The sequence below is a fragment of the Arthrobacter sp. BG3 genome (assembly GCF_056680185.1).
In genome coordinates, this window is the sequence record NZ_CM155270.1 from 1154023 (window position 1) to 1179877 (window position 25855).

General features: G+C 64.3%; 27 protein-coding genes and 1 pseudogene. 21 read left to right on the forward strand and 7 right to left on the reverse strand.

The window, feature by feature from the left end:
- Position 1 precedes the first annotated feature (1 nt).
- Entirely contained in the window at positions 2-259 is a 258-nt protein-coding gene (locus AC1MFL_RS05015) for a hypothetical protein (protein WP_479813745.1), read from the reverse strand.
- Between the two features lie 580 nt (positions 260-839).
- Here AC1MFL_RS05015 and AC1MFL_RS05020 point away from each other — a divergent pair.
- The 3 genes and pseudogenes from AC1MFL_RS05020 (at position 840) to AC1MFL_RS05030 (ending at position 3501) form a co-directional block, all read left to right on the forward strand.
- A complete protein-coding gene (locus AC1MFL_RS05020) occupies positions 840-1655 on the forward strand; it encodes a hypothetical protein (protein WP_479813746.1) in 816 nt (271 codons plus the stop codon).
- A gap of 362 nt (positions 1656-2017) precedes the next feature.
- Positions 2018-2854 (forward strand): annotated as a pseudogene (locus AC1MFL_RS05025) (alpha-amylase family glycosyl hydrolase); the annotation flags it as partial.
- Between the two features lie 92 nt (positions 2855-2946).
- Positions 2947-3501, forward strand: a complete 555-nt coding sequence (locus AC1MFL_RS05030) for a hypothetical protein (protein WP_479813747.1) — start codon at positions 2947-2949, stop codon at positions 3499-3501.
- 164 nt (positions 3502-3665) lie between these two features.
- On the opposite strand, the gene AC1MFL_RS05035 is transcribed toward AC1MFL_RS05030, so the two are convergent.
- The gene (locus tag AC1MFL_RS05035; protein WP_479813748.1) at positions 3666-4037 is read right to left on the reverse strand and encodes a PH domain-containing protein; all 372 of its coding nucleotides are present in this window, start codon (positions 4035-4037) and stop codon (positions 3666-3668) included.
- A 42-nt stretch (positions 4038-4079) separates the two neighbouring features.
- The gene (locus tag AC1MFL_RS05040) at positions 4080-4679 is read right to left on the reverse strand and encodes a TM2 domain-containing protein (protein ID WP_479813749.1); all 600 of its coding nucleotides are present in this window, start codon (positions 4677-4679) and stop codon (positions 4080-4082) included.
- A 137-nt stretch (positions 4680-4816) separates the two neighbouring features.
- Here AC1MFL_RS05040 and AC1MFL_RS05045 point away from each other — a divergent pair, with 137 nt between their 5' ends.
- The 14 genes from AC1MFL_RS05045 to AC1MFL_RS05110 all read left to right on the forward strand — a co-directional run bounded on the left by AC1MFL_RS05045 (position 4817) and on the right by AC1MFL_RS05110 (position 18484).
- Positions 4817-5161: a hypothetical protein gene (locus AC1MFL_RS05045; protein WP_479813750.1), complete on the forward strand. Its 345-nt coding sequence runs from the start codon at positions 4817-4819 to the stop codon at positions 5159-5161.
- Between the two features lie 237 nt (positions 5162-5398).
- Entirely contained in the window at positions 5399-6037 is a 639-nt protein-coding gene (locus AC1MFL_RS05050; protein WP_479813751.1) for a dTMP kinase, read from the forward strand.
- A 479-nt stretch (positions 6038-6516) separates the two neighbouring features.
- Entirely contained in the window at positions 6517-7629 is a 1113-nt protein-coding gene (locus AC1MFL_RS05055; RefSeq protein WP_479813752.1) for a DUF475 domain-containing protein, read from the forward strand.
- Positions 7630-7686: 57 nt separating this feature from the next.
- Complete coding sequence (locus AC1MFL_RS05060) at positions 7687-8277, forward strand: TerD family protein (RefSeq protein ID WP_479813753.1); 591 nt, start codon at positions 7687-7689, stop codon at positions 8275-8277.
- A gap of 60 nt (positions 8278-8337) precedes the next feature.
- Positions 8338-8919 (forward strand): TerD family protein, encoded by a 582-nt coding sequence (locus AC1MFL_RS05065; protein ID WP_479813754.1) that lies wholly within the window; start codon positions 8338-8340, stop codon positions 8917-8919.
- 67 nt (positions 8920-8986) lie between these two features.
- Positions 8987-9568, forward strand: coding sequence for a TerD family protein (locus AC1MFL_RS05070; protein ID WP_479813755.1), 582 nt, complete (start codon positions 8987-8989; stop codon positions 9566-9568).
- Between the two features lie 32 nt (positions 9569-9600).
- A complete protein-coding gene (locus tag AC1MFL_RS05075) occupies positions 9601-10797 on the forward strand; it encodes a toxic anion resistance protein (protein ID WP_479813756.1) in 1197 nt (398 codons plus the stop codon).
- Positions 10798-10831: 34 nt separating this feature from the next.
- Complete coding sequence (locus AC1MFL_RS05080) at positions 10832-11362, forward strand: hypothetical protein (RefSeq protein ID WP_479813757.1); 531 nt, start codon at positions 10832-10834, stop codon at positions 11360-11362.
- 8 nt (positions 11363-11370) lie between these two features.
- Entirely contained in the window at positions 11371-11913 is a 543-nt protein-coding gene (locus AC1MFL_RS05085; RefSeq protein WP_479815316.1) for a TerD family protein, read from the forward strand.
- A 2-nt stretch (positions 11914-11915) separates the two neighbouring features.
- The gene (locus AC1MFL_RS05090) at positions 11916-12758 is read left to right on the forward strand and encodes a hypothetical protein (protein ID WP_479813758.1); all 843 of its coding nucleotides are present in this window, start codon (positions 11916-11918) and stop codon (positions 12756-12758) included.
- A 35-nt stretch (positions 12759-12793) separates the two neighbouring features.
- Positions 12794-13975: an HpcH/HpaI aldolase/citrate lyase family protein gene (locus tag AC1MFL_RS05095; protein ID WP_479813759.1), complete on the forward strand. Its 1182-nt coding sequence runs from the start codon at positions 12794-12796 to the stop codon at positions 13973-13975.
- On the forward strand, positions 13972-16632 hold the full coding sequence (locus tag AC1MFL_RS05100) for a phosphoribosyltransferase domain-containing protein (protein ID WP_479813760.1): 2661 nt from the start codon (positions 13972-13974) through the stop codon (positions 16630-16632). The genes AC1MFL_RS05095 and AC1MFL_RS05100 overlap by 4 nt, the downstream gene beginning before the upstream one ends.
- Positions 16629-17492: an HAD family hydrolase gene (locus AC1MFL_RS05105; protein WP_479813761.1), complete on the forward strand. Its 864-nt coding sequence runs from the start codon at positions 16629-16631 to the stop codon at positions 17490-17492. The genes AC1MFL_RS05100 and AC1MFL_RS05105 overlap by 4 nt, the downstream gene beginning before the upstream one ends.
- A 68-nt stretch (positions 17493-17560) precedes the next feature.
- A complete protein-coding gene (locus tag AC1MFL_RS05110) occupies positions 17561-18484 on the forward strand; it encodes an alpha-amylase family glycosyl hydrolase (RefSeq protein WP_479813762.1) in 924 nt (307 codons plus the stop codon).
- A gap of 61 nt (positions 18485-18545) precedes the next feature.
- Here the strand turns inward: AC1MFL_RS05110 and AC1MFL_RS05115 are convergent, their stop codons facing one another.
- Both AC1MFL_RS05115 and AC1MFL_RS05120 read right to left on the reverse strand, forming a co-directional pair.
- Positions 18546-19151 carry a hypothetical protein gene (locus tag AC1MFL_RS05115; RefSeq protein WP_479813764.1) on the reverse strand — a complete coding sequence of 202 codons (606 nt, stop codon included), beginning with the start codon at positions 19149-19151 and terminating at the stop codon, positions 18546-18548.
- 814 nt (positions 19152-19965) lie between these two features.
- A complete protein-coding gene (locus AC1MFL_RS05120; protein WP_479813766.1) occupies positions 19966-20565 on the reverse strand; it encodes a DUF4352 domain-containing protein in 600 nt (199 codons plus the stop codon).
- 1231 nt (positions 20566-21796) lie between these two features.
- Here AC1MFL_RS05120 and AC1MFL_RS05125 point away from each other — a divergent pair.
- A complete protein-coding gene (locus AC1MFL_RS05125; protein WP_479813768.1) occupies positions 21797-22150 on the forward strand; it encodes an MATH domain-containing protein in 354 nt (117 codons plus the stop codon).
- A 93-nt stretch (positions 22151-22243) separates the two neighbouring features.
- Positions 22244-23125 (forward strand): potassium channel family protein, encoded by an 882-nt coding sequence (locus tag AC1MFL_RS05130; protein ID WP_479813770.1) that lies wholly within the window; start codon positions 22244-22246, stop codon positions 23123-23125.
- 46 nt (positions 23126-23171) lie between these two features.
- On the opposite strand, the gene AC1MFL_RS05135 is transcribed toward AC1MFL_RS05130, so the two are convergent.
- Together AC1MFL_RS05135 and AC1MFL_RS05140 are read right to left on the reverse strand one after the other, a co-directional pair.
- Complete coding sequence (locus AC1MFL_RS05135) at positions 23172-23399, reverse strand: hypothetical protein (RefSeq protein WP_479813772.1); 228 nt, start codon at positions 23397-23399, stop codon at positions 23172-23174.
- Positions 23400-23704: 305 nt separating this feature from the next.
- Positions 23705-24085, reverse strand: a complete 381-nt coding sequence (locus AC1MFL_RS05140; protein WP_479813774.1) for a VOC family protein — start codon at positions 24083-24085, stop codon at positions 23705-23707.
- Between the two features lie 326 nt (positions 24086-24411).
- Between AC1MFL_RS05140 and AC1MFL_RS05145 the strand changes: the two genes are divergently transcribed.
- Together AC1MFL_RS05145 and AC1MFL_RS05150 are read left to right on the forward strand one after the other, a co-directional pair.
- A complete protein-coding gene (locus AC1MFL_RS05145) occupies positions 24412-24864 on the forward strand; it encodes an SRPBCC family protein (protein ID WP_479813776.1) in 453 nt (150 codons plus the stop codon).
- 51 nt (positions 24865-24915) lie between these two features.
- A complete protein-coding gene (locus AC1MFL_RS05150; protein ID WP_479813778.1) occupies positions 24916-25674 on the forward strand; it encodes a DinB family protein in 759 nt (252 codons plus the stop codon).
- Positions 25675-25855 lie beyond the last annotated feature (181 nt).

The following is a 25855-nucleotide window of genomic DNA, read 5'->3' on the forward strand; positions in this document are numbered from 1 at the left end:
CTCACCACCAGCGGTGGCGGCACTCCGGGTTCTGGCACGCCCACTTCGGCGTGCCGACCTCTGTCTTGCCGGTGGACGGGTACTCGCGGACCTCCATGGCGATGCAGCAGCCGGCGAACTCCGTTTTCTGCATCTCTTGGCGCGCCGAGGGCATGATCATCCCATAGGCGATCCGCCATGCTTCGTGGCCGCATACCGGGCACCGCCGAGTGGCGGCGCGCTTCGTCGTCGGTTCGGCGGTTGTTTCATCGGGAGTCATGGCAGCACTGTAGGCCGCCGCTCTGACAGAAAAGGCATCTTGAGGGTTACAAAAACTTCTACGGCTTAGCACTTTTTGTGACCCAACCAGCCGGATGAAAACTTGAGGGGCCGCGCCGGGGCTTCCTGGCCTACCCCTCATTGAATCGAGGGGCATACCTGCCAGACCCATAAAAGCCCCCATCGCTTGAGGATCTCTGCACAGTTATCAAACTAGTGGTGCAGAATGCGCCATGTGATTGTTGAATTCACCAAATGGCAAGTTGCAGCTCTTAGCAGCCCGCGGTACGGAGCCCTGGACCTCGGCCACGAGTTCCCAGAGCCGGCAACAGACTGCACAAAAGCAGGTGGAGTTCTGTGCGGCGAAAAACCACCACGTAGAGCTTTGCGTCAGCTAGTTTGTTGCGGTAGGGCCACACCACATATAGTCCCCCCGGTAGCGTGATCCAACGGGGAAGGATTGACACCAAGCTGTTCCGCTGCGGCAGTTTCAGTTCCTAGGAAGGGGGACGAACGGGAGCGCAGCATTTACGGGCTCGCAGATGCGGGTTTAGGGCGGAGCCCACAGATAGGATCTACCAATGACCGAAACCCAAGAGATTGATAACCCTGGATCGAATTTCACCCAGGTGCTGGACGCTGCGGCGAAGCTGCCGGGCGTGAGGATCAATAGAGCCGCCTACCTCCGAACAGCACTCAAGCGCCACTGCACCGAGGAACAGATCAAGAGGGCAATCGCTGACACTCCAGCGGCAGCGGGTATCCCACTCAAGGTCATCGCTGAGATCGCAAACACCTCTATCGCTTATGAGACGAGCAAGGTCACCGGCCTCTCTGCCCTCGCAGGTATCCCCGGCGGTCTGGCGATGATCGGCACTGTCCCGGCCGACCTCGCGCAGTACATGGGCCACTTGCTTCGGATCGCCCAGAAACTGGCCTACATCTACAGTTGGCCTGATCTGTTCGCCGATGCTGGCGACGAAATCGTCGATGAAGCAACCGAGAGCATGCTGATCCTGTTCGTGGGTGTGATGTTCGGCGTGCAGATCGCCCAGGGTGGAGTAGCAAAAGTCGCGGGCATGATCGCCGCCAATGTGGCTAAGAAACTACCGCAGAAGGCACTCACGCAGGGTGTCATCTACCCGATCGTGAAAAAGGTCGCTGGCTATCTCGGTGTAAGTATGACCAAGAAGCTCTTCGCCAGTGGGGTCGCGAAGGCCATCCCCATCGTCGGTGCCGTTTTCTCTGGAGGCCTCACCCTGGGCACATTCCTCCCAATGTCCAAGCGGCTGCAAAAGCACCTCGCCAGCCTGGAGCTGACCAAGCCAGGACACCGGACCGAAGAGGTCGAGATCATCGACGTCGAAGTCATCAATCTGGAGGTTGTCGGGAACTAGAGGAAAAAGCCGAGCCGTCAGAGCTGACCCAGACCATGAGTCCAGCTGACGCGGGCAGCGCGGCTGGCCGCGACAAGGTTCTCGCCATAAGCTGCGGTCTTCTGGGCTTCAGTCAGAGTCTTGTATAGCTCGAACAGCAACGCTATGCGTCGTTCGTCCGTCTTTACCGACTTGTGCCCGGAGCATGGTGAGCCAACGCGACAAGGCCAGGAGCGCGAATTGTTCCCGATCTGGGATGTGTGCACACGACTCCTGAAAATTACACCTAGGGTTTTTAGCCGTCGCACCTACTGAGCGACCGCGATTACAGTGCCCGAAATTTCGCGGAGAAGTGTGATTTGCTCGGCATCGACGGCATCTGGATGACCCCGTTCCAGCCCTCCCCGCAGCTGGACCAGGGCTACGACGTGTCCGACTACTGCGGCGTGGATCCGCTGTTCGGCACCATGGAGCAGTTCGATGAGCTGCTGGAGCTCGCCCACTCGCTGGGCCTGCGCGTCCTGCTCGACGTCGTCCCCAACCACTGCTCCTCGGAGCACCCGCTGTTCCAGCAGGCCCTCGCGGCCGGCCCCTGCTCGCCGGAACGGGACATGTTCCACTTTGTCCCGGGTCCAAGGGACATGTCCGACGGCGGCGGCAGCAGTAACGTCGCCGGGGACGTCCCGCCGAACAACTGGCAGAGCGTCTTCGGCGGCCGCGCCTGGAGCCGCGCCAACCCGAAATCGCAGACCGACCGCGACTGGTATCTGCACCTGTTCTCGGCCGGGCAGCCGGACTGGAACTGGCGCAACCCCGCCGTCGGCGACTACTTTGACGGCGTGCTGCGCTTCTGGTTCGACAAGGGCGTGGACGGGCTCCGGATCGACGTCGCACATGCCCTGTTCAAGGCTGAGGGCCTGCCTGACTCGCCCTCCACCGGCGGGGTGGTCGACGGGCTGCGGTCCAACCCGCAGGTCTCGGACCAGGAGGAAGTCCACGAGGTCTACCGCCGGTGGCGCACCTTGGCCGAGAAGTATGAGCCGCACCGCCTGCTGGTGGGCGAGGTCAACCTGGAACCGACCCGTGCCGCCCGCTACACCCGCGCCGATGAGATGCAGCAGGCCTTTGCGTTCGCGTTCGTGAAGCTCGGCTGGGACCCGGCTGCCTGGGCCGTTGCCGGGAACGAGCTCGAAACCGCACGCCAGCTCCACGGCGCCACGCCCACGTGGGCGCTGGAGAACCACGACATTATCCGTTCTGTCACGCGCTTCGGCGGGGCGAGCTCGGGGCCCTGCGGGCCCGGGCCGCGGTGGTGGCTTTGCTGGGTCAGCCTGGTCCGGCGTACCTGTACCAGGGCCAGGAGCTGGGATTGCCCGAAGTCGACGTGCCGCTGGCGTACCGGGTGGATCCGATGTGGGCCCGCGGCGGCGTCTGCCGCGACGGCGCCCGCGTGCCGCTGCCCTGGACCGAGGACCCCGCGCTGAACCACGGCTTCTCGCTGGCTGAACCCGCCGCCGCGTTTCAGGCATCCGAACCCTGGCTGCCGCAGCCCGCCGGCTGGGGAACGCACGCGATCGACCTCCAGCAGCAGGATCCGGAGTCCTCACTGGCGCTGGTCACCAAGGCGCTGGAAGTGCGCCGGTTGCTGTGGGCGAACGGGGTCTTCGGCCCGGACGACGGCGGCACCTGGCGGATCGAGGCCGGGAATCTTCTGGTCTGCGAACGGGGCGCTGACTTCTTCGTCGCCGTCGCGATGGGCACGGAGCCGGCGCGGCTGCCGGGCGGATCCGTGCTGCTCAGCGCCGCGCCTCTGGCCGAGGACGGCTGGCTGCAGCCGAACAACGCCGCCTGGGTGCTTCGGGTCTAACGCGACCCGTCACACGTAAGGGCCGTCCACGTTCCGAAACCTGGACGGCCCTTCTGCGGGCAAAAAGTTCCTGCCCAACATCGTCCGATCGTTGCCTCTGGGCCAATAGCCTCAGCGACCCTCTGCTCTGGGAGAGCTTCTGGGTCGGCCCTTCCGTGATCGTTCTACTTGGTGTTCAGCACATTCCAGAGGATCAGGTCGTGGGCGTGCCGCGCCTTGTCGTCGCCGCGGAAGTCCGCTTCCTTGATGCCGCCGCCGGTATCGATGCCGATGGTGGAAGTCGACGCGAATCGCCCCATCATCGACTTGTTTGACAGCATGGAGACTGACCGGATGTTCTTGTACGGCACGGACACAATGGCGAGCTTGTTACCTACGAAGCTTTTATCCTGCAGGATAACCCGCATGTTCGTGATGCCGACGAAGCCGGTGCCAACTCCGATGCAGTCGTAGACAGCGTAGACGGTTTCGCCTTGGAGCAAGCCGGCGTTGATCTGCTCGAGCTGTTCCGGTCTGTCGTGGATTATCTGAGTCAAAGCGATTCCTTTATTCGGAGGGATAGAGGATCCGGGCCGCGTTCAGTCGCGGAGCGGGACGCCCTGGGCGTCGGTCCGGAATTGGGCCGCGCCAGCGATGATCATGATGCCCTCGATGACGCCCCACAGGCCAACGATGAATCCGAGGCCGAGCGTGAAGATGCCCAGTACAAGGGTGAGGATGAGCTGGATGACCGCCACCTTGGTGTATCCGAGGTAGAAGCGGTGGATACCCAGGCCGCCCAGGAAGATGCCCAAGAGACCGGCGACGAGCTTTGATTTCGGCTGCGCATAGCCGTAAGCCGGGTTCGGCATGGGCGGCTGCTGCTGGTACTGCGGCTGCTGGGGCACAGGCGGGTAACCCTGGTACTGAGGCGGTCCCGAGTACGGCGCCTGGGGCCCAGCCGGGTAGCCCTGATTCTGGGGCTGCGTGTACGGCTGCTGCGGTCCGGCGTAGGGCTGCTGTGGCTGCGGTCCGGCAGGGTAGCCCTGGTGCGGGGCGGCGTAGGGCTGCTGCGGGCCGGGGTACGGCTGCTCCGTCTGAGGTCCCGCCGGGTTAACTCCGCCCTCGTACGGCGGGGCTGCTGGCTGGTCGTAGCCTTCCGGAGGGGTCGTGTTCGCGTCGGGGTGGTGCTGTGTCATGGTGGCGCCTTTCGCTGAGTGATGATGCAGCCCAGGGCGTTCGGGCGGCAGCACCGTCAACGACGGCTTCCCCCAAGAATCCATGTGCCGACATTAGTTTGACGGAACAACCCACTAATTGCACCTACTGGCGCCGTATGGCCCACCCTGATGCGCTGATCGAGAAAACTTTCGCGCTCTTGGGATTTTCCAAACAAAGGAAATCACGGAAGACCCTGCTGCCGAACTGGTCAAGAGGGCACTGGGGCCGCGCCGGCCGCTATGGAAAAAAACAAGGTCTTCGGCCCGGACGACGGCGCATCTGGCGGGTCGAAACCGGGAACCTGCTGCTCTGCGAACGGAGCGCCGAGTTCTTCGTCGCCGCCGCAATGGGCGCCGCGCCGGTTCGATTGCCGGCCGGCACCGTGCTGCTCAGTGCCGTCCCGTTGACGGCGGACGGCTGGCTGCAGCCGAACAACGCCGCGTGGATATTGAAGAACTGACGGCGCTGCGGAGCTGACGCACCGGGTGACCCCGGCCCGCTCCTCGAGCCGGGGTCACCCGGTGCTCTTTCCGTCGGCGGCTGGAACGTGTTTCATTAATGGCATGTGGAAGGGAGTATCCCCGCAGCCGGTCCGTCGTCGCTCCGGGACTTCCAGTGCACCCGGGCGGGCAGGACCGATCTCTGCGACCGGGAAGGCCCTCCAGTTGGTTCACGAACCAACTGGAGGCACGTCTCCATGACCAACCATCCCGCAGGCAGCCCCGCCACCGCCCGCAAACGGCGACCAGCGCGGATCGTCGTTCTGGTCGGCATTGACGGTGCCGGCAAATCAACGGCGGCCACGCTGCTGGCTCACCGGCTGGTTGCGTCCGGTCATCCAGCGATCGTCACGAAGAATCCTTGCGGGCGGAGCAGGCTGAACGCATGGTGTCGTCCTCTTGGCCTGCAGATTCCGGCCCGCCTGCTGGACGCCGTGGAAACAAGCATCCGCTGTCTCAACGTCCTGGTGTCCCACCTGCGTGCGAGATTATTTCCAGGGATCGTCATCATGGACCGGTACCTGTACTGCCAGCAGGCCCTCAAACGCGCAAAGGGCCTGGGCCCGGGGCGGGCACTGCCTTGGCTTCTGCGGCGCCTGCCCGCTCCGGACGTCGTGTTTTACTTCAGCGTGCCAGCTGAAACCGCGCGCTCTCGCGTCGCACGGCGGGCGGCCGACTCCGAATCGCTTGAGGACCTGAAAGCCTTCGACCACGGCTACAAAGAACTCGGCGCGTTCCCCTCCTTCGTCATCATTGACGCCAGGTCCCCCTCGGATCGGAACGTTGAGGACATCTGGCAAGAGCTCGCCCTGGGTGGCCTGGTGCCTCAGCGGTAAGTTTCCCGAACCGGGTTGGGCTGATGCTGGCTTAAAGGAAGCGGGGAACCCGCCCCTCGGAGCCGACGATGATCAGGAAGAGGTCCAGATCAGAATTCGAACTTGAGGACTGCCATTTGAGATCAACCGACAATCGTTCGCCAGCATGCATTGGCAGAGTCGAATTTCCACCCTTGGGCAGGATTGGGTGCGGCATTTGCAGACCATATGGAAGCGGACCGACATCGTCGCGCGGACGTCTCGTACGGCATTGGCACGCTGGTTCGGCGGTCCTGGACACTCCTGCACACCCTTGCGCGCACGCACTCCGGAACGGTTCAAGATAACGATCAGAAAATACGGGGGCGTGGCAAGACAAAGCGTCGCAGGGTGCGGTTAGGATGGTGCGACGAAGTCTTGGGGGATTACTTCCGGGATGTTTTTCGCCGTCCTGCCGGCGTTGACCGGACAGGGCCCGTCGTTCCAGGAGTTGTTCAGGCTTGATTTTTAAGACTTTCGGGTGGTCGTTCGCGGTCACCGTCGTTGCATTAGTGATCGCTTTTCTTTACGGCGGCCCCCAGGCGCTTATCCTCTGCCTCATCCTGGGCATTCTTGAAATCAGCCTGAGTTTCGACAACGCCGTCGTCAACGCTCGCATCCTGGAGCGGATGAACCCGTTCTGGCAGAAGATGTTCCTCAGCGTGGGCATCATCATTGCAGTCTTCGGCATGCGCATCCTCTTCCCCCTGCTCATCGTGGGGGTCACCGCGAACCTCAACCCGGTTGAAGCCGTCACCCTGGCGATGGAAAAGGGTGACCCGAACACCCCGGGCAGCTACGGGTACCTGCTGCACGAAGCTCACCCGCAGATCGCCGCGTTCGGCGGGATGTTCCTCCTCATGCTGTTCCTGGACTTCATCCTCGCCCACCGTGAAATCAAGTGGATCAAGTTCCTGGAAATCCCGCTGGCCCGACTGGGCAAGCTCGAAGGCGCATCCCTGATCATTGGCATGGCGGCGCTGGCCATCGCCGGCGCCGTGTCCGGCGAGAAGCAAGGCATTGTGCTCCTCTCCGGTCTTCTCGGGATGATCACGTACTTCCTGGTGAACGGCCTCGGAAACCTCTTCGACGTGGATCAAGACGGCGACGTCGACGCGGACGACGCGAACCTGATGGCTCACTCGGGCCCCTCCGGCTCCGCCAAACTGGCCGGCAAGGCCGCCTTTATGCTCTTCCTCTATCTCGAGGTCATCGACGCGTCCTTCTCGTTCGATGGCGTGATCGGTGCGTTCGCCATCACCTCGGACCCCATCATCATTGCCCTGGGCCTCGGCTTCATCGGCGCCATGTTCGTCCGCTCGCTGACCGTTTTCCTGGTCCGGGAGGGAACGCTGGACGAATTCGAGTACCTCGACCACGGCGCGCACTGGGCCATCGGCGCCTTGGCGGTCATCCTGCTGGTCACCATCGTGGTCCCCATCAACGAAATCGTCACCGGCCTCATCGGCGTGGTCTTCATCGGCGCCGCCTTTGCCGGTTCGATCCGCCGCAACAAGAAAAAAGCCTCCGCCGACCAGCCTGAAGTGCTTGAGTCTGCGGACGCCAACAACTAGCACGTCGCCTCCAATTAGAAGTAGCAACAACCACCACTACGAAAAGCGAGTAAAACAATGGGTTTGAGTTTGCAAAAAGGCCAGTCGCTGTCACTCACGAAGCAGAACGGCGAGTCCCTGACGAACGTCCGCCTCGGCCTCGGGTGGGACTCCGCCGTCCCGGCCAAGAAGGGGTTCTTCGGCGGGACGAAGACCGTTGAGATCGACCTGGACGCCTCAGCCATCATGTTCGACGCCGAAGGCAAGCACCTGGACACGGTCTTCTTCAACCAGCTCACCAGCAAGGACGGCGCCGTCCGCCACACCGGCGACAACCTCACCGGCGCCGGCGACGGCGATGACGAGACCATGATGGTCAACCTGCCCGCCGTCTCGCCCGCCGTGCAGAACATCGTGTTCGTCATCACGAGCTACAGCCAGCAGACCTTCGACATGGTCCAGAACGCGTTCTGCCGGGTCATCGATGACTCGGTCGCCGGCAGCCCGGAAGTCGCCCGCTACTCCCTCACCGAATCAGGCCGCAACACGGCCATGGTGATGTCGAAGCTTTCCCGGGCCGGCAGCACCTGGACCTTCCATGCGATCGGCATGCCGGCCAACGGCCGCACAGCTGGGGATGTCCTCGGCGCCGCGGCGTCCGCCCTGTAGCCCGACGGGACCCAGCACGGTCCGGCCCTGCCGAACGCAACCACACTGAAGGAGTACATCTTGTCCAGCCTGACACTGAGCAAGGGCAGCAACCTGTCCCTGACAAAAGCCGACCCCGGACTCCGAAAGGCCATGATTGGCCTCGGCTGGGATCCGCGTACCACTGCCGGCGAGCAGTTTGACCTGGACGCCTCAGCGCTCTTGGTCCGCGCCGACGGCAAGGTCCGCTCGAATGACGACTTCATCTTCTACAACCAGCTTTCCTCTTCGGACGGCTCCGTGGTCCACCAGGGCGACAACCGCACCGGCGAAGGCGACGGAGACGACGAGCAGGTCCTCATCGACCTCGACACCGTTGCCCTGGACATCGAGAAGATCGTCATCGTCGTGTCGATCGACCAGGCAGAGGCCCGCCGCCAGAACTTCGGCCAGGTCCGTGACGCGTTCTGCCGGGTTGTGAACCAGGAGACCGACAACGAAATCGTCCGCTACGACCTCACCGAGGACGCAGCAGCCGAAACGTGCATGATTTTCGCGGAGATCTACCGCCACAACGGAGAATGGAAGTTCCGCGCCGTCGGCCAGGGCTACGCCTCAGGTCTCCGCGGCGTTGCCACGGACTTCGGCATCTCACTGGATTAGGAGCCTTGGCCCGGGGTACCCGGGCCACTACTTCAGACATCCACCAGACTTAACAAGGAGAATAACCATGGCCGGCTTGACGCTCACCAAAGGCAGTAACCTCTCGCTCACCAAGACCGATCCGGGGCTGAACAAGGTCCTCGTCGGCCTGGGCTGGGATCCCCGCACCACCACCGGCGACGCCTTCGACCTGGACGCATCCGCGCTCCTGCTCGGCGCCGACGGAAAGGTCCGCAGCTCCGCGGACTTCATCTTCTACAACCAGCCGGCCGCCCCGGATGGTTCGGTGGTCCACAAGGGCGACAACCGCTCCGGCGACGGCGACGGCGACGACGAAGTGGTCGCCGTCGAACTCTCCGCTGTGGGCGCGGATGTGGAGCGGATCGTCTTCGTGGTATCGATCGACCAGGCGGACACCCGCCGGCAGAACTTCGGCCAGGTGCGCGCCGCGTACTGCCGCGTTGTCAACCAGGAAAGCGACGCGGAAGTGGTCCGCTACGACCTCAGCGAGGACGCGGCGCCCGAGACCTGCATGATCTTCTCAGAGCTCTACCGGCACAACGGCGAGTGGAAGTTCAAGGCCGTCGGCCAGGGTTACGCCACCGGCCTCGCGGGAATCGCCGCTGACTTCGGCGTCCAGCTCGGCTAAGAGCCCGAGACCTACGAAAGAGAGAAGCAACAATGAGCATGCAACTCACCCCGCCGGAAACTTCGGCCTCGAACCCCCTCGTGCTGGACGCGCCGGCGTCCGTCGAGATCGTCAAAGTCGACGACGCCCCAGGGATGGTGCCGGTTCCCGCCGAACGCCAGCAGGAGATCAACGCGCAGGCGCGGGCCTTCGTCAGCGAAGTGTCAGCGATGAGCCCGTTCAGCCCCGAATACTCCAGCAAGATCGACGGCATCAACCGGCTGGGCGGCCAGCAGCTGGTGGCATCAGCCAACACCTCCAGCCGGCTGCTGGAACGGTCCTCCACGTCGCTGGCCGGCGCGAAGAAGTCCGGCAGCAGCGCCCAGGTGCAGGTTGCCTCAACGCTCGGCGAACTCCGTTCCACCGTGGAAGACCTGACCCCGAGCAACGCCGACTTGAGCGTGGGCCGGAAGATCCTGGGCATCATTCCGGGCGGCAACAAGCTCGCGAAGTATTTCCAGAAGTACGAGAGTGCGCAGACCCAGCTCGACAAGATCATCAAGTCCCTGATGGCCGGTCAGGACGCGCTGCTCAAGGACAACGCTTCCCTTGCGCAGGAAAAGACCCAGCTGTGGGAGACCATGCAGGGGCTGAGCGAATATGCGGTGTTTGCCAAGGCACTGGATGCTGCAACAGCCAGCAAGATCGATGACATGAAGATGCAGGGCCAGATCGAGGAGGCCGGCAAGCTCGACTCCGACGTGCTCTATCCGATCCGCCAGCGCCACCAGGACATCCTGACCCAGCTGGCCGTCTCGGTTCAGGGCTACCTGGCCATCGACATGATCCGCAAGAACAACACCGAACTGATCAAGGGCGTTGAACGGGCCCGCACGACGACGATCTCCGCGCTGCGGACCGCCGTCATTGTGGCCCAGGCCCTGGCGAACCAGAAGATGGTGCTGGATCAGATCGACGCCATCAACACGACGACGAACAACATGATCCTCAAGACTTCCGAGATGCTCAAGGATCAGACCGCGCGGATCCATCAGCAAGCGGCGAGCTCCGGTGTCAGCGTGGAGACGCTGCAGAAGGCGTTCGACAACGTGTTCCAGACCATGGACGCAATCGACACTTTCCGCTCGCAGGCCAACAAGAGCATGGAAGGCACGGTGCAGGCCCTGGAAACCGGGCTGGAACGGGCCCGTCCCTACCTGGACAGGGTGCGCAAGCAGGAGGGGAATTAGTGGTCGTCAGCCCTGAGCAATAGGCTTACGGGCTATGGTCGCAAATTTCTTAGGTTCGCTGTTCGGCGGCGGCGCGGTACCCCGCTCCGCCGCCGTCTCCGGTGCAGTGTCCGGTGCCGGATCTACTGCCGCTGATCCGGCTGCGGATGAGCTGTCCGTCACCGGGTCCGCGCTCGAGGAGCTGCGCCGGACGGTACTGGGCAACGGCGCCGAACTGCCTCCGCTCGTGGTGTCACGGGTGCTGCAGTTGGCCGACATCCTGCGCGCCCTCATCGGCTACATCGGCCGGTCGGGGGCGTCCACCGAGCAGCGCGTCCTGCTCAACGCCGTCATCACCGACTATCTCCCGTCCCCGCTGCGGGCATATCTGATGCTGGCTGCCGGATCACGGCGGGACGACTCCGCCGACACGACGGTGCTGCTGGAACAGTTCGACACGCTCTACTCCACCGTCAAGAACCTGGACAACCAGGTCCGCACCGGGGCCATTACGGAGCTGGCAGTCCACGGCCAGTTCCTCAGGGACAAATTTGATGTTGATGGTCTTCATCTGGAAGGACGCTAGTGGCTTCTATGGTTGCCGGCAGTAACGCCGCCCTCACCGCTGAGAACCCCGGACTGGCAAAGGTGCTGCTGGGAATCGGCTGGGACATCGTCCCCAGCCGTGGCCCGCAAGCCGAGCTGGTCCCCATGGTGATCATGTGCGGCGCCGACGGACGCGCCATTTCGGATGACCACTTGGTCTTCTTCAACCAGATCGCCAGCCCCGAAGGCAGCATTTCCTTCGCCGGCGCGGAAGACCAGGAACAGATCGACGTCGACCTCAACCGGGTGCCCGAGACGGTCCACAAGATCGCTGTGCTGCTTTACCTGGATCCGGAGGTGCGCGGGCCGGCCACTTTCGGCGCTGTGAAGAACGCCTACCTGCGGGTCGCCACCGAACAAAACCGGGAGCTCCTGCGCTTCAGTGTTCCGGGCGGGAATCTGGACAAGATCAACGCCATGATTCTCGGGGAGCTCTACCGGCACTCGGGGGGCTGGAAGTTCCGTGCCCTCGGCCAGGGCTATGAGGCCGGGCTCGCTGCCGTTGCCGCCGACTTCAAGTTGAAGCTCTGACCATGGCGGTGCATCGAACCGCACTGCGCACCGACATCCCCTACCTCAGCCGGCGCCGGAAAGCGGCGGCGCCGCCGGGGCCCACGCGGCCCCCTTCGCACAGCGCCCCTCCCGTCGAGCCCGGCGTCCGCCCGGCGGGTTCCGGCGGACTGACGCTCGGCGCCAGCCGCGCCGGTTCCGGCGGGCTCACCCTCGGTGCCAGCCCGGCCGGTTCCGGCGGGCTCACCCTCGGTGCAGGCCCGGCACCCGCCCCATCGACACCGTCCGCAACGCCATCATCGGCCTCAGCGGCCTCGAGGCCTGCGCCCAGACCCGCCCCGGCCGCATCGGACCGGCTGTTCCCGGCCCCGGATTTTGGCAGCGTCCGCGAGTTGGGCGAAGCCAACCCGGTGGTTCGGCTGAACGCCAGGCAATCCGCGATTGGCTCACTGCTGGTGGCCGGGGTCCGCTCGGTGGCCTGGGAGGATCAGCAGCTCACTACGGGCGCCCACCACGCGGAGGGGCACAAGGCCGGCACCGCCGTTCTCACCCCGGGAAACCGGGCGCTGGCCGGCCTGCAGGACGGGGCCGGCATCGTGTCCCTGCGTCACGTCCGGCTCGTGCGCCGCCTGCTATTCGTGGCCGGAGAGGCCCCGATGACGATCGGAGTCTTCGACGGCGCGGCCGCCGCCATTGCCGCAAGGAACGATGCCGGGTTGCGGAGCGTTCTGTACGTCGGGCGGGTCGGCGGGGTCCTGGAAATCCGCGCCGAGTTCGTCCCGGCAGACGCGTCTGACAAGGCCATCTGGGCCATGTTCGGTTTCACCATGACCATTCCGCTGGACCAGCGGGTCCACCTGCGCTGATCCGGCAGCGCACCACAGATCACAACTAGGGGACAATGCAGCACTTCAAAGCCTTGGCCGAATCCGTCAGGGACCGGCTCTTCCACCTGCGCCCCGAACTCCTTCACCGCACCTCGGACCCCGGCCTGCTGGCGGTCGCGCTGGGCGCCACCCTGTACTCGCCGGCCACCAGAAGCTCACTTGCCGCCGGAATCCGGAAACAGGCCGCGGCGGGGTGCCTCAGCATCGTCGTCTGCCTCGAAGACGCCGTTCCCGACGAGGAAGTGCCCGCCGCGGAGGAGAACCTGCTCGTGGCGCTGGAGCAACTGTCGCTGGATGATCCGGACGAGCTCCCGCTGATCTTCATCCGCTGCCGGACGCCCGAACAGCTGCTCGACGTCGGACGCAGGGCAGGTGCCGCACTAGGAGTCGTTTACGGCTTCGTCCTGCCCAAATTCGAGAACGAGACGGGCCGGGGGCGCGCCTTCCTGAAGGCACTGCAGGTGTTGAACGACGAGGCAGGACGCAGCGGGGACTCCAAGGAACGCCCCCTGAAGGCGATGCCGATCATCGAGGACCTTTCGACCACCCACTTGGAGTCACGCGTCCGGGTGCTGACGGACAACCTGGCCCTGGTCGAAGAGTTCCGCGACCTGGTGCTGTGCGTCCGGATCGGCGCCACGGACATGTCCAGTGCCTTTGGCCTGCGGCGTTCGCGCGACCTGACCATCTACAACGTCAAGGTGGTCGCGAACATCATTGGCGACGTCGTGAACATCTTCGGCCGCCCCAATGACGGCTGGGTCATCTCCGGCCCTGTCTGGGAACACTTTGTTAACACGGAACGGATCCTGCGGCCGCAACTGCGGTCCACCCCGTTCGAGGCCGTCAACGAGGGCCAGCTCCGGCAGCGCATCCTGATGGACAATCTGGACGGGCTGATTCGCGAGATCGAGCTGGATCTCGCGAACGGCCTGCTGGGCAAGACGGTGATCCATCCCAGCCATGTGCCCGTGGTGCATGCCATGTGCGTCGTAAGCCACGAGGAATACCTCGATGCCCTGGACATTGCCGGGAGCGAGGGCGGAGGCGTTAAGGCGTCGTCCTATGGAAACAAGATGAATGAGTTCAAACCTCACCGGGCATGGGCGGAGCGCACCCTGTTGCGGGCCAGGGCCTTCGGGGTCGCAAGGCCCGGAGTCAATTTCGTCGAACTACTGGAAGCGAGCATGCGGTGAAGCAACTCTCAACGGATGCCCCCTGGAGCGGCGGTTACGTGCGCGATGCCCTCGGCGTCGACGTCGCCTCAGACCCCGGCCGCAGCGTGCTGCCGGTGAAGGCACTGGTCGGGCTGGCGCTGCGGCGCAATCCCAAACGGGCCCATCTGCTGGTTTCGCGGGTGCTCGCCAAGCACGTCCCCACCGAACCCGGGATCGCGACGTCGGCGGGCCAGCTTCTGGGGCTCCTGGTCCGCAGGGAACTCGAGGAACCCCCCGCCTCCGGACCCGCCGTGTCCGGACGGCACGTCTCCGGACAGGACGCCCCCGCCGGATCGCTGACCGCCGTCATCGACGAGGCCGCAGACCGGCTGGGGCGCCTGCTGGACGGGCGATCCGGCCCGGACGGCGGGAGCGTCCCGGGCCAGGAGGAACGACGTGCCAGGCTGGCCGCCCTGGCGAGCCTGTCCGAGCTGCTCGCCCGGCACCAGACGGAACTCCCCGGCGTCGTAACCATCGGTTATGCGGAAACTGCCACCGGGCTGGGCCAGCTCGTGGCCGGGCAGCTGGGAACGTATTACATTCACTCCACCCGGCAGAGCAGCAGCGGGGTGGAACCGTATGGCGCGTTCGAGGAAGCGCATTCGCACGCAACGTCCCACCAGTTGCTGCCGACCAGCCGTGCCGCCCTGGACCTGGCCGGGACCGTGGTCCTCGTCGATGACGAATTGAGCACCGGCGCCACGATCATCAACACCATCCGCGAACTGCACCGCACTTCCCCGCACCGCCGTTACGTTGTGGCCTCCCTGGTGGACCTGCGCTCCCAGGCAGACCGGGACAGCCTTGATGACCTGGCACACCAGCTCGGCACCAGGATCAGCGCCGTGGCACTGGCGCACGGAAGCATCCAGCTGCCGGAAACGCTCGCTGCCGACGCGGCGGACCTGATCAGCAGCCTCCCACTCACACGCGCAGCCCTCCCCCGCCCGGCCCGGATCAAGCTGGTGGATCTGCACGGAGTCGTGCCGCCCATCCGCAGCGCCCGCTTCGGCGTGGCCGGGCGTCCAGATCCGGACGAAGCGGCGCGCATCGCAGACGCCCTGGCCACCGCCTTGGGCAGCAGTGCCGGGCCGGGAGCCCGTGTGCTGGTCCTCGCCACGGAGGAATTCATGGGGCTGCCCCTGGCGGTCGCCGCCCGGCTGCAGGACCTGTGCCCTGACGCCGACATCCGGTATTCCACCAGTACCCGCTCACCGATCGCCGCGTTGGATGAGCCGGGCTACGCGATCCGTTCCGCGGTTTCCTTTGGCAGCGACGGGGACGCCCCGGACGGGCCGGGGCCACGGTTTGCCTACAACTTCCTGCACCCCGAAGGGCGCTTCGATACGGTGGTGATCATGGCGGAACCCGGCACCGCGGTGTCCGGGCTCCTGGCCCCCGGCAAGATCGCCGAGGCCGTCGCCGGCGGCGCCGGTGACGTCCGGCTCGTTGTGCTGCCGGCCCAGTCTCCGTTCCCGACGCCGCTCTTCGGCCCCGCCTTTGGCTCGTATCTGCCGGAGGACGTCGAGTGGCTGCTGAAGGACCTGAGTTCCGCCCAGCTGGAAGCGCCGAAGGAAGAGCGCGAAGCCGCGATCCAGTCGGGCAAGGCCAGTTACGCCGAATCGCTGCCGCAGGAATTCGAACCCTCGCCCGAATACAGCGCCCTGTTCCACGCCGCGCTGGAAGCCTCGGCCCTCCGGATCGCACACGCCGTCGGAACGCTCACCGAGCAGGTCCTGAAGCTGCGCGGGAACGCGCCCGTGCTGGTTTCCCTCGCCCGCGCCGGAACACCGGTGGGAATCCTGATGAAGCGATGGGCCTGGGAAGTCCGCGGACTGAAGCTGCCGCACTATACCATCAGCATTGTCCGCGGCCTCGGCATCGACCAGACCGCGCTCGGCTACCTGGCCGCCCGGCACCGCCCGGAGGACGTCATGTTCGTCGACGGCTGGACCGGGAAAGGTGCCATCGCCCGCGAACTCGCCGCCGCCGTCGAACTCTTCCGGCAGACCGACGGGCCGGCCTTCCGGCCGGATCTCGCGGTCCTCGCGGACCCGGGACATTGCGTCCGGATCTTCGGCACGCGGGATGACTATCTGGTCCCCTCGGCCTGCCTGAACTCGACCGTCTCCGGCCTCGTCTCACGCACCGTCTACAACAAGGCGCTGATCGGGCCCGGCGACTTCCACGGGGCCAAGTTCTACTCTGAGCTTTCCGGCAGCGACGTCTCCCGCGACTTCCTGGCGGCCGTCACGGCCCAGTTCCCGGGCGTCCGCGACGACGTGCTGCGGGCTGCCGTCCACTCCCCCTCCGACATTGCCGCGTTCCCGGAAGCGGACTGGTCCGGCTGGTCCGCCGTCGAGGAGATCAGCCGCAGTTTCGGCATCAACAACGTGAACCTCGTCAAGCCTGGTGTCGGTGAAACCACCAGGGTCCTCCTGCGGCGCGTGCCGTGGAAGGTGCTGGTACGCCCCGAGGCTGTGCCGGAACTCGCCCATGTGCTGCACCTGGCCGAGCAGCGCGGCGTCGAGGTGCTGGAGGTTCCGGACCTGGCGTACAGCTGTGTCGGGCTGATCCACCCACTCCACACGCCCGGAGCGACCGGCGCCGACGGCAAGGCAGTGATCGACGTATGAACATCCACTCGGGCGGCGCCCCGGTGATGGTGGCCAGCGACCTGGACCGCACCCTGATCTACTCGGCGAACTCCATGGCTCTCGTGGGAAGCGACCACCTGGCGCCCCGGATGGTAGTGGCCGAAGTCTATGACGCGGCACCTCTGTCCTTCATGACCCGGGCTGCGGAAGAGTTGCTGGAAGGGATTGTGGAGCGGAGCGTCTTCGTGCCCGTCACCACCCGCACCCAGGCCCAGTTCTCCCGGGTGCGGCTGCCGGGCTCCGGCCGGGGTTACGCCGTGACGACGAACGGCGCCGTTATCCTGCACGACGGCGAGCCGGATCACGACTGGTCCCGGCACATACAGCGTTCCTTGGGGTCCGAATGTGCGTCTCTGGATGAAGTGCTGGGCCATCTGACGGGCAGCGGGGCCGTCCCCGCGATCCTGAGGGTCCGGACCGCCGAAGACGTCTTTGTGTACTCGATCGTTGACCGGCAGGCCATGCCCGACGCGTACCTGGCCGAGCTCAGCGCCTGGTGCAACGCCCGCGGCTGGACAACTTCCTTGCAGGGGCGAAAGCTCTACTGCGTTCCGGCCCCGATCTCCAAGGAAGCCGCGGTGGCCGAGGTCCGGCGGCGGAGCGAGGCAGGAGTGCTCGTGGCTGCCGGTGATTCCAGACTCGATGCAGGATTCCTTGAGCTGGCGGACATCGCAATCCGTCCCGCGCACGGCGAACTCGACAGCGACGGCTTCTCCCGGCCGCACCTGACGGTGACGTCGGCGTCCGGTGTCCTGGCCGGCGAGGAAATACTGCGCGTTGTCAGTGGCATCCTGGCGGAAACCCTGGCACCGCGCCCTACTGCCCGGCCGTCAAGTTGAGTGCGGACGGACCCGTCCTCCTTCGGCGCGCTTGCCAGGTTCGCCAGCGAAAAAGCGACTTCGAGTAGGTGAGCACGATCGAGGAAACCAGCTTCACACCGGAGGTGCAGTGGTGGCAGTCCGCCGTCATCTATCAGGTCTATCCGCGCTCCTTCGCCGACGGCGACGGCGACGGCGTGGGCGACCTCGCCGGGCTCACCGCCCGGCTGCCGTACATCGCCTCGCTCGGCGTCGACGGGATCTGGATGACACCGTTCCAGCCCTCCCCGCAGGTGGACCAGGGCTACGACGTGTCCGACTACTGCGGCGTGGACCCGCTGTTCGGCACCATGGACCAGTTCGATGCGCTGCTGGAGCTCGCGCACTCGCTGGGCCTGCGGATCCTGCTCGACGTCGTCCCCAACCACTGCTCCTCGGAGCACCCGCTGTTCCAGCAGGCCCTCGCGGCGGGCCCGGGCTCGCCGGAACGGGACATGTTCCACTTTGTCCCCGGTCCGGAGGGCATGGTCGACGAGGGCGGCCCGGGTGCCGGGTCTGCTGACTCCTCCGACGCCGGGACTGCAAGCGGCAATGTCCCGCCGAACAACTGGCAGAGCGTCTTCGGCGGCCGCGCCTGGAGCCGCGCGAACCCGGGTTCTGAAACGGACCTCGACTGGTATCTGCACCTGTTCTCGGCCGGGCAGCCGGACTGGAACTGGCGCAATCCCGCCATCGGTGACTACTTCGACGGCGTGCTAGGCACGCGGTCCCGGCGCTCCGCCGGGGAGGTATCCCGATACGTCGGCGATCAGCTGGACGGATCCGGGCGAGGTGTCCGCCAGCGCGACCTTTCCGTCAGGTCCCAGCGGCACGACCGCCTGGTTGGAAATGGCTTCCAGCCACTTTTAGGCCAGACAGCCTGTGAGAACGAGGAGGCCCTCGCCGTGCTCTTTGGGCAGGGCATAGTCCATCCGCGGCTTGTACCAGTAGGAATCTTCAGCGATCTAAGATGACCTTGCTATCTCGAGGATCGTGCCTCGCGTTGGCCACGCTGGTATAAGGCTCCCGTCGTGGTCACTTCTCGGTCAGGCCGACATTTAACCCGGTGTCGGGGTGGTAGGACCAAGTGGCGCTTAGGTTGCCCCATGATTCGCGCTGAGTGCCATCGAGGGCGCGTGTCTTGTTCATCTGAGCCCGGACGAAATCGGGGATCTTGACGGAGTCGAGGACGCAGTTGATCGCCGTCATGGACAGGCCATAGGAGTCTTCATCGCCCATTCCATCAAGGGATAGGCTGGTGTCGTTGTCACCGAGCTTGGCGCCCTTGCTGTTGGTGACTGCGCAGGCATTGGCGGCGTTCTTCAGGGGGCGAGGCTTTTCGGCTTCAGCTTTGGCTGCTGCCGCGGCGGCAGACTTCGTGTTGGCCTCGGCAACTGCGCTTGTGGTGAATGCGGTACCTGCGGTGCCAAGCATGGCGCCGATGACAAAGCTGGCGGCCGCGACCAGGAGGGTCTTGTTCAGCGGTTTGCGGTCATGGGCCCCCGGCGAGGGCAAGAACGCCGTCTGGTCGGCCGGCAGCTGTGCGATCAGGCTGGGTTGGGGCTGCAGCGCTGCATAGTGCGGTGCTTCGCCACTCGACGGCTGCGCGGGCGAATGGTCTGGCAGTTCGGGTGTGGTCATGGTTCCCCCAGAGAGTTGAATGATTGCGTTCGTAGCGACCCAGCTTGGGTGATATTACACAGCGTCACGGCAAAGTACGGGATCATGTTCCGTGGCGGTACTTCAGGCAGTGGCACACTTCCGCGAACGCCGGCACAGCCACGGCACAACGGAGCGAGATTCGCTTAGCCATCTGCATTTCACCATCTGTTCTATGGCCGGTCCGTCCTGAGTCATCTCTCGGCAGACGACCCCGAAGTCGACGTCGATGAGTCATCTCTCTGCAGAGGCTTACCCGGAATATGGTTGTCGTCATGGATTCAGACCCGACCTCTCCATGAGTACTGCGAAGGCCCGAATCATTAGCCATCTGGAGCGTGACCCGTACAGCCACACGCGCGCAACAGCCGGATACACCGTAGAGAACTCCGTCCCTCTAACAGTGCTCCAACGTGCAATCCAAGAAAAGTACGCCAACGCGCAATACATGTTGTCTCGTCACCAATTTGCGAACCCTCTTCATGAGAACAACCACACGGGGACACCGCAAAGACTCTCAAAGGCTGCCGGCTGCCGTGGCCAGCTCAGTCGTCGATAATCGGGGACAAAGTGTCGAATGGCTCTATGACTTGGAAGCTGCGGTCCGGTCACTCGCTATTTCGTGCGTCGAGCCAACAACCTAGACGCGTAAGACGTACAACTGTGAGGAACCACTGAGATGCCGGTGCCTCAACCCAACGCGATCTCATGAAAGCCATCAAGTAGAACAAGCAAGGCCAGCTCAGGGACTAGATGAGCTGGCCTCGCACTATTGGGTACTACGCGGGCCCATGGCCTAGAAGGCGTACTCCCAGCCGTTGGTGTTGCTCATGGGAGCCTTGAGGACGAGGATGCCGGTCGTCTCGGGCAGGTCCAGCACAACTTTGGCCGTGATCTTCTCCCCCGGTCCCATGCCGGCGGACGGGAACGTTACCGAGTCAGCGAGGCAACCGTAGGTGCCCGCAAGGTCGCCGTTGAACGTCGTGCCGTTGGCCGATACGAACTTGAAGTCGTAGGCGCTCATGCTGAACGTCTTGAACATCGCGTCGGCCAGCTCAGGCTTGGTCTCCACGGTCACATCAACAACTGTGATGTGACCGTTCTTTGCGGGCTGGGCGTACTTCTCGGTACACACGCCCGGTGCGATGGAGTTGACTACGAAGTTGACGACTTCCTTGTTGTCATGAAGCTTATCGGTGATCGATGCACCCTGGCCCACAGACTTGACGATGTTGCCACGCGTCGACTTGGAGGCATCGGGCGTAGCCGCGGCCTTGGTCTGTCCTACCGGTTCAGCGGTAGGTGCGGTGGGCGAGGAACTCGCGGCGCCGCCACAGGCGGTGAGTGCCAGCGTTGCGCTGAGGGCCAGCGCGGAAAGTACGAGTGACTTACGCATATTTACCTTTCAAAGTTGGTCGGAGCGGTTCGCTCCCCCATTCACTCGGGGCTAACCCCGTTGGAGCTAATGCTCCCGTGCTCCGCTCTGGTCTTGAACCAGCACCTCCACAAGAGGCGGGCGGAGCCCTCAATCCCGGCCCTATCGCTACGAGATTGCTACGAGCCATTCGGCGGCGTCTAGAGCCTTTCTGAGAGTCACTCAGGCATCTTGACACGGAAGATGCTTCGGGGCGACTTAGGACACACACACTGATGCAACGAACGGCTTCCGATGCACCGTTGGTACCATCATTGCGATTTCCTTTTTCCCGCCGACTCCATCAGCTTGCGCTTCGCCGTTTCGGGCGCGCCCTGAGCCTGGGCCCGCAAGGATGTCCAAATTGGAGCACCTAATGGGCCTTTTGGGGGAGACCGAAGGTCCCAAAAGGGGCCAGCACTGATTACTCATTGTGGGAGGGAGCGAGATTGAGCCTTATGGGGACCCTGGACTTTGGTTGGGCCCTCGTTCACTTGCGCAAGGAGTTGTTCCGTGCCACCCCACTCATGGAGGCGGCAATGATAATCGGAAGGAGCCCGGACGACGTAATCGAAAGCAATGGAAGGTCCGCCAAAAGACGAGATGCTTTTCTCCGATTAGTGGACGGATCCAGGCGCTACGCCATGGGCTGGCTCACCCGAGAAATTGTGGAGTCCGCCGATCCCACAGCACCGCCCTTCCCGGAGCAGAAGTTACCTGGAACATCAGCGGGAATAGGGCATCAGCCATACCTATCTGGCCTTGGTTCCGCCCATCTTGGCGTCGACCTGGTCATCAACGGCAATGACGCGGCTGTCCGGCCCAGCTGAGGACGCCGATCGACACCAACCTCACGCGGATTTTCCACGGCCAGGCACAGGTGCCTGCGGCGGTGCATGAGGACCTGATCCAGCGCTTCAGCTGGGCGGTCATGCTCGGATTGCTGCTACCGGAGCTCAGCCGCCAGCGCCCTGACAGCAGTGCAGTTTTTGCCCACCGCCACAGGCGACGGCAGCACCCACGCCCCAGGGGCCGCCGTCGTCTTTATTCTTCCCGGCACTACTCCCTGCCGTCAGGACGGGTGCACTGAAGCAATTGGTGTGTACGGCCGGACCTGACGAAACATCCTTTGCCGGGCAGCGGAACCGCCGGACCGTCACGGCCCCGCAGCTAAACTGCTGGTTACGTGTCCCTCGACTATTAGGAGAAGTTCATGAGCTACAGCGGAAGCCAGTCCGAGAAGCCGGTAGCAGCCGGCGACCTGGACCGCAGCCATATTGGTCAGACCGTCAGCTTTCAAGCGAACGACTTCACAGTTGTCTTCGGAACAATCTCCGGCGTTGCCCGGACCGACGCCATGGTGTACCTCTCTCTTCAGGGCGTGGGCGGCGGCACCCATCTGAAAGACGAGTACGACCTCCCAGTCAGTCAGAACGTCTATCTCCAGTTGGATCCCCTGAGCACCGCCGGAAAAACCCTCGCCGATGCGGAACGGGTCATCAAGGAGAAGTTTGACGAGATCAAGAAGAACCTCCGGGACCGGGAGCAGAAACCCGGTTCCGAGTAACCGTATCCAGCCAGCGAGGGACCCCGCAGTGCTCAGCACTGCGGGGTCCCGCTGTTTGTCACTGGGCCCGGGGCGCCGCCCATAAGATGAGGCATGGACTTTGAGGACACGCTCTGGACGGTTTTGGGGGCCGGGCTGGTTCTGCTGATGCTCGTCGACGTCTTTCGCACGCTGCTTTATCCGCACGGCTCCGGTCCTATGGGCCGGGCGATCATGCGGGGATTCTGGCTGGTATCCAGAAAGCTGCGGGGCCGGGGCTCCTTCATCGCAGCACCTTTGGCCATGGCCGCTGTCATTGGCGCCTGGGCGGCCCTCGCGGCCATCGGCTGGGCTCTGCTGTACCTGCCCCATCTGACGGACGGTTTTGTTTACGGACCCGGGATTCCGCTGCGGGCCGACTTTGCCGAAGCCCTCTATATCTCCCTGGTCACGCTCTCCACAGTGGGGTTCGGCGATATCGTTGCAGTGCATCCGCTGCTCCGGCTGGTTGTGGCCCTCCAGGCCGTCACCGGTTTCGGTTTGCTGACAGCAACGGTCACCTGGATCCTGCAGATGTACCCGGCCCTCAACCGCCGCCGGGCCCTCGCCCACGAGCTGAACCTGTTCCGGGAGGCAGCCGGTCCTGCAGGTGTCCTGTCCCTGGAACCCCGGCATGCTGCCGGACTGCTGGAGTCAATGGCCGGAAACGTGGCCCTGGTGAGCATCGATCTGCTGGCGTTCCATGAAACCTATTATTTCCGTGAAGTCGAGCAGCGCGGCTCCTTGCCGGCCACCGTCGCCTACGCCCAGGAGCTCGCATCCCAGGCCCAGCGCAGCGACAACCCTGAACTCCAGTTCGCCGGGCGGATGCTCCGCGCGGCGCTGGACGGACTCGCAGACGTCCTTCGCGGCAAGTTCGGCCATTCAGGAGCCACGTCTTCTGATGTGTTCGACAGCTACGAGCTACACCACCGGCACCTGCGGGGCGGGAAGTAGACAAGAAGTAGCGTGCGGGCCGGACTTGCCGCGCTATGCCTTCTGGCTACCGGCCTGTTCGCGCTATGAGCGAGTTAAACAGGGCCGCCAGTAGCGGACCTGCGATCGCCAGAAGTACCGCGAGTCCAACGGCCGAGATCAGTGCGACGATCACCCACCCCCTGACGCTTCCGCGCTCCGGATGGTCGTCACCGGCGTAGTCCTTCTCTGACAGCAAGGACAACACCGCGGACGGCCCGAGCACCTTACTGGACAGCCAGGTCAGAAGAGTCATAATGATTCTGCTGCTCTTCACGTTGCCCTCTTCCCTTGCCTCGGAGCATCTCAGGGCCCATGCGCAACCCGTGCCTCGCATTCTCATCCCACGGGCTTTGGTTTTCCTTGAGCCAGTGGCCCCTTCCCACGCGCACACCCTGACAGCCGCTGCCTTCGCGAGCGCCGCCGTCGCCGCCCAATGCCGAAGCAGGCTCCGGGCCGTCGTGGAACCGGCTCCCGCCTAGGAGGCGGAAGCCGGTTCCCTTCGGCTTCGCTGCCGGCGGCAGCGATGCTTTGCGTCGTTGATCGGTGCCAGACTCCGGCCTACGCGCGCTGGGCGATGTTGATGATGTTCCCCTCGCTGTCCAGGAACCAGGCTGCCTTCCCCCAGGAGGCGGTGGCAATGCCGTTCTCCGTTTTCAGGCCGGGAAAATCGTACTCTTCAAAGACGACGCCGCGGCCCCGCAGTTCCGCCATCTCGCTTTCGAGATTGTCCGTTTCCCAGCCCATCTGGGTGTTCTTGGCTGTTCCGGCGTTGTCTGTCTGGTAGACGAGGAAGCGGGTTCCTTGACCGCAGCTGTAGGTCAAGCTGCCCTCCTCCATGGAATCGGTGGGTTCGATTCCCAGCTTGTCCCGGTAGAACTCCTTCGCCCTGTTGAGGTCCTTCGCGGGGAGGACAGCCATGATGTTTGAATCCTTGAGCATGATGTTTCCCTTCAGTGCGTTGATGATCGCGATGGCGTTGCTCCCCCCAGGTTTCGGTCCCCGGAATCCTTGTCCGGAGCCCGTGACCGCCCCGTGCGCCGAGCCGGGGCAGCCACCTGGGACTCTTCGACGCCGCGCCACCCATCACCCGCGCGAGGAGTCCCCGAAGCTTATGTGGCCATTATGGACCGATCTGGTCCCGCGGAAACAGGGGTGTCTGGCGTCCGGCTGCAGGGTCTTCCTGGCCACCACCGACGACATCCAGCAGCGCCGCCGCCGAGGCGTCACCGCTTCCGTCAGCGTCCGCAGGGTGACAGAGTTGAGGGATGAATGAGGAAACCGGCGGGCTGGTCCTGAACCTCGAATACACCCTCGATGCTCCCCCGGAAGAAGTCTTCAGGATGCTGACGGAATCGACCGAGCTCGTGAAGTGGTGGGGGCCGCACGGCTTCACCATCCCTTCAGCCGAACTGAACCTCACGGAAGGCGGCCGCTACGGATTCCGCATGACGCCACCGGACGGCGAACCGTTCCACCTCTCCGGCGAGTTCCTGGAGATCGATCCTCCATGGCGTCTGGTATACACATTCCGGTGGGAGGAGCCGACCCCGGACGACCGGGAAACCGTCGTCGACCTCGCACTCGGGAGTACCGGCGAAGCCACACGTCTGGTGCTCTCGCATGGACCGTTCCTGACGGAGGAACGGCTGGCCCTGCACCGCAACGGATGGACCGAGTCGTTCGAGAAAATGCAGACAGTACTGACCAGCCGCACGTGAGAACGCTGCGGCGTGCTGCGCGGCTGACGCAACCGTGGGACAGTTGCCGTTATGGCAGATTTCAGTCAGTCCGATGACCTCCGTGGAGCGAAATTCGTCGACGTGAACCTGCGGGGAGCGCGGTTTGTCCGGTCCGGCCTGTCCGGTGCGGTGATGCGCGGGGTTGACGTATCCGGGGCAGATATCGACGCGCCCTGGCTGTTCGATGGCGGGAACTTCCTGCGCGTCAACGGCGTCGATGTGGTCCCCTTCGTCGAGGCCGAGCTCAACCGCCGCTTTCCCGGCCGGGCCGAAAGACGCGCCGCAGATCCGGATGGCCTTCGTGCCGCCTGGGCCAAGCTTGAACGGACCTGGTCGGCGACGCTTGAGCGGGTCGCCGCGATGCCCGCTGGCACCGTCGATATCTCGGTGGATGGAGAGTGGTCCTTCGCCCAGACACTGCGCCACCTCGTCATGGCCACCGACACGTGGCTTCGCAAGGCGATCTTGGAGGCGGAACAGCCGTACCACCCCGTCGGCCAGCCGAATGTGGAGTACGGGACCGACGGTTACGACCTGTCGGTCTTCGCGGCGGCCGCGCCCTCGTATGAGGACGTGCTTGAGGCCCGGGCCGGCCGGCAAGCGATGGTGCGCGACTATCTCGCCACGGTGACCCAGGACCAGTTGTCCCTGGCCCGCCGGAATCCCTGGGCCCCTGGGCAGCCGGAGGCTGTCCTCTCGTGCCTGCACACAATCCTCGACGAGGAGTGGGAGCACCACCGCTACGCCATCCGTGACTTGGAGGCCATCGAGGCCGGATCCCACCTCTAACGCTGCCGATGGCAGAGGGGCTGCGACCTTTATGCGCCAGCTCAATACCCCCACCGAAAATTCGGGCTGTGGAACGGACCACGTGCCCCGGGGACGTTGCGTGGGCGGGGGGCTGACCCCACACTTGCGAAGTCTGCCAGTGGTTCGTACCGACCGGCCCTCTGCGCAGTTCCAGCCACTT

Coding starts and splice junctions, on each gene's coding strand:
- AC1MFL_RS05095 (WP_479813759.1), top strand. CDS start 12,794: ATGCAGCACTTCAAAGCCTTGGCCGAATCCGTCAGGGACCGGCTCTTC.
- AC1MFL_RS05070 (WP_479813755.1), top strand. CDS start 8,987: ATGGCCGGCTTGACGCTCACCAAAGGCAGTAACCTCTCGCTCACCAAG.
- AC1MFL_RS05090 (WP_479813758.1), top strand. CDS start 11,916: ATGGCGGTGCATCGAACCGCACTGCGCACCGACATCCCCTACCTCAGC.
- AC1MFL_RS05140 (WP_479813774.1), bottom strand. CDS start 24,085: ATGCTCAAGGATTCAAACATCATGGCTGTCCTCCCCGCGAAGGACCTC.
- AC1MFL_RS05115 (WP_479813764.1), bottom strand. CDS start 19,151: ATGACCACACCCGAACTGCCAGACCATTCGCCCGCGCAGCCGTCGAGT.
- AC1MFL_RS05075 (WP_479813756.1), top strand. CDS start 9,601: ATGAGCATGCAACTCACCCCGCCGGAAACTTCGGCCTCGAACCCCCTC.
- AC1MFL_RS05080 (WP_479813757.1), top strand. CDS start 10,832: ATGGTCGCAAATTTCTTAGGTTCGCTGTTCGGCGGCGGCGCGGTACCC.
- AC1MFL_RS05130 (WP_479813770.1), top strand. CDS start 22,244: ATGGACTTTGAGGACACGCTCTGGACGGTTTTGGGGGCCGGGCTGGTT.
- AC1MFL_RS05105 (WP_479813761.1), top strand. CDS start 16,629: ATGAACATCCACTCGGGCGGCGCCCCGGTGATGGTGGCCAGCGACCTG.
- AC1MFL_RS05125 (WP_479813768.1), top strand. CDS start 21,797: ATGAGCTACAGCGGAAGCCAGTCCGAGAAGCCGGTAGCAGCCGGCGAC.
- AC1MFL_RS05060 (WP_479813753.1), top strand. CDS start 7,687: ATGGGTTTGAGTTTGCAAAAAGGCCAGTCGCTGTCACTCACGAAGCAG.
- AC1MFL_RS05145 (WP_479813776.1), top strand. CDS start 24,412: ATGAATGAGGAAACCGGCGGGCTGGTCCTGAACCTCGAATACACCCTC.
- AC1MFL_RS05050 (WP_479813751.1), top strand. CDS start 5,399: ATGACCAACCATCCCGCAGGCAGCCCCGCCACCGCCCGCAAACGGCGA.
- AC1MFL_RS05015 (WP_479813745.1), bottom strand. CDS start 259: ATGACTCCCGATGAAACAACCGCCGAACCGACGACGAAGCGCGCCGCC.
- AC1MFL_RS05135 (WP_479813772.1), bottom strand. CDS start 23,399: ATGACTCTTCTGACCTGGCTGTCCAGTAAGGTGCTCGGGCCGTCCGCG.
- AC1MFL_RS05085 (WP_479815316.1), top strand. CDS start 11,371: ATGGTTGCCGGCAGTAACGCCGCCCTCACCGCTGAGAACCCCGGACTG.
- AC1MFL_RS05150 (WP_479813778.1), top strand. CDS start 24,916: ATGGCAGATTTCAGTCAGTCCGATGACCTCCGTGGAGCGAAATTCGTC.
- AC1MFL_RS05040 (WP_479813749.1), bottom strand. CDS start 4,679: ATGACACAGCACCACCCCGACGCGAACACGACCCCTCCGGAAGGCTAC.
- AC1MFL_RS05020 (WP_479813746.1), top strand. CDS start 840: ATGACCGAAACCCAAGAGATTGATAACCCTGGATCGAATTTCACCCAG.
- AC1MFL_RS05045 (WP_479813750.1), top strand. CDS start 4,817: ATGGCCCACCCTGATGCGCTGATCGAGAAAACTTTCGCGCTCTTGGGA.
- AC1MFL_RS05120 (WP_479813766.1), bottom strand. CDS start 20,565: ATGCGTAAGTCACTCGTACTTTCCGCGCTGGCCCTCAGCGCAACGCTG.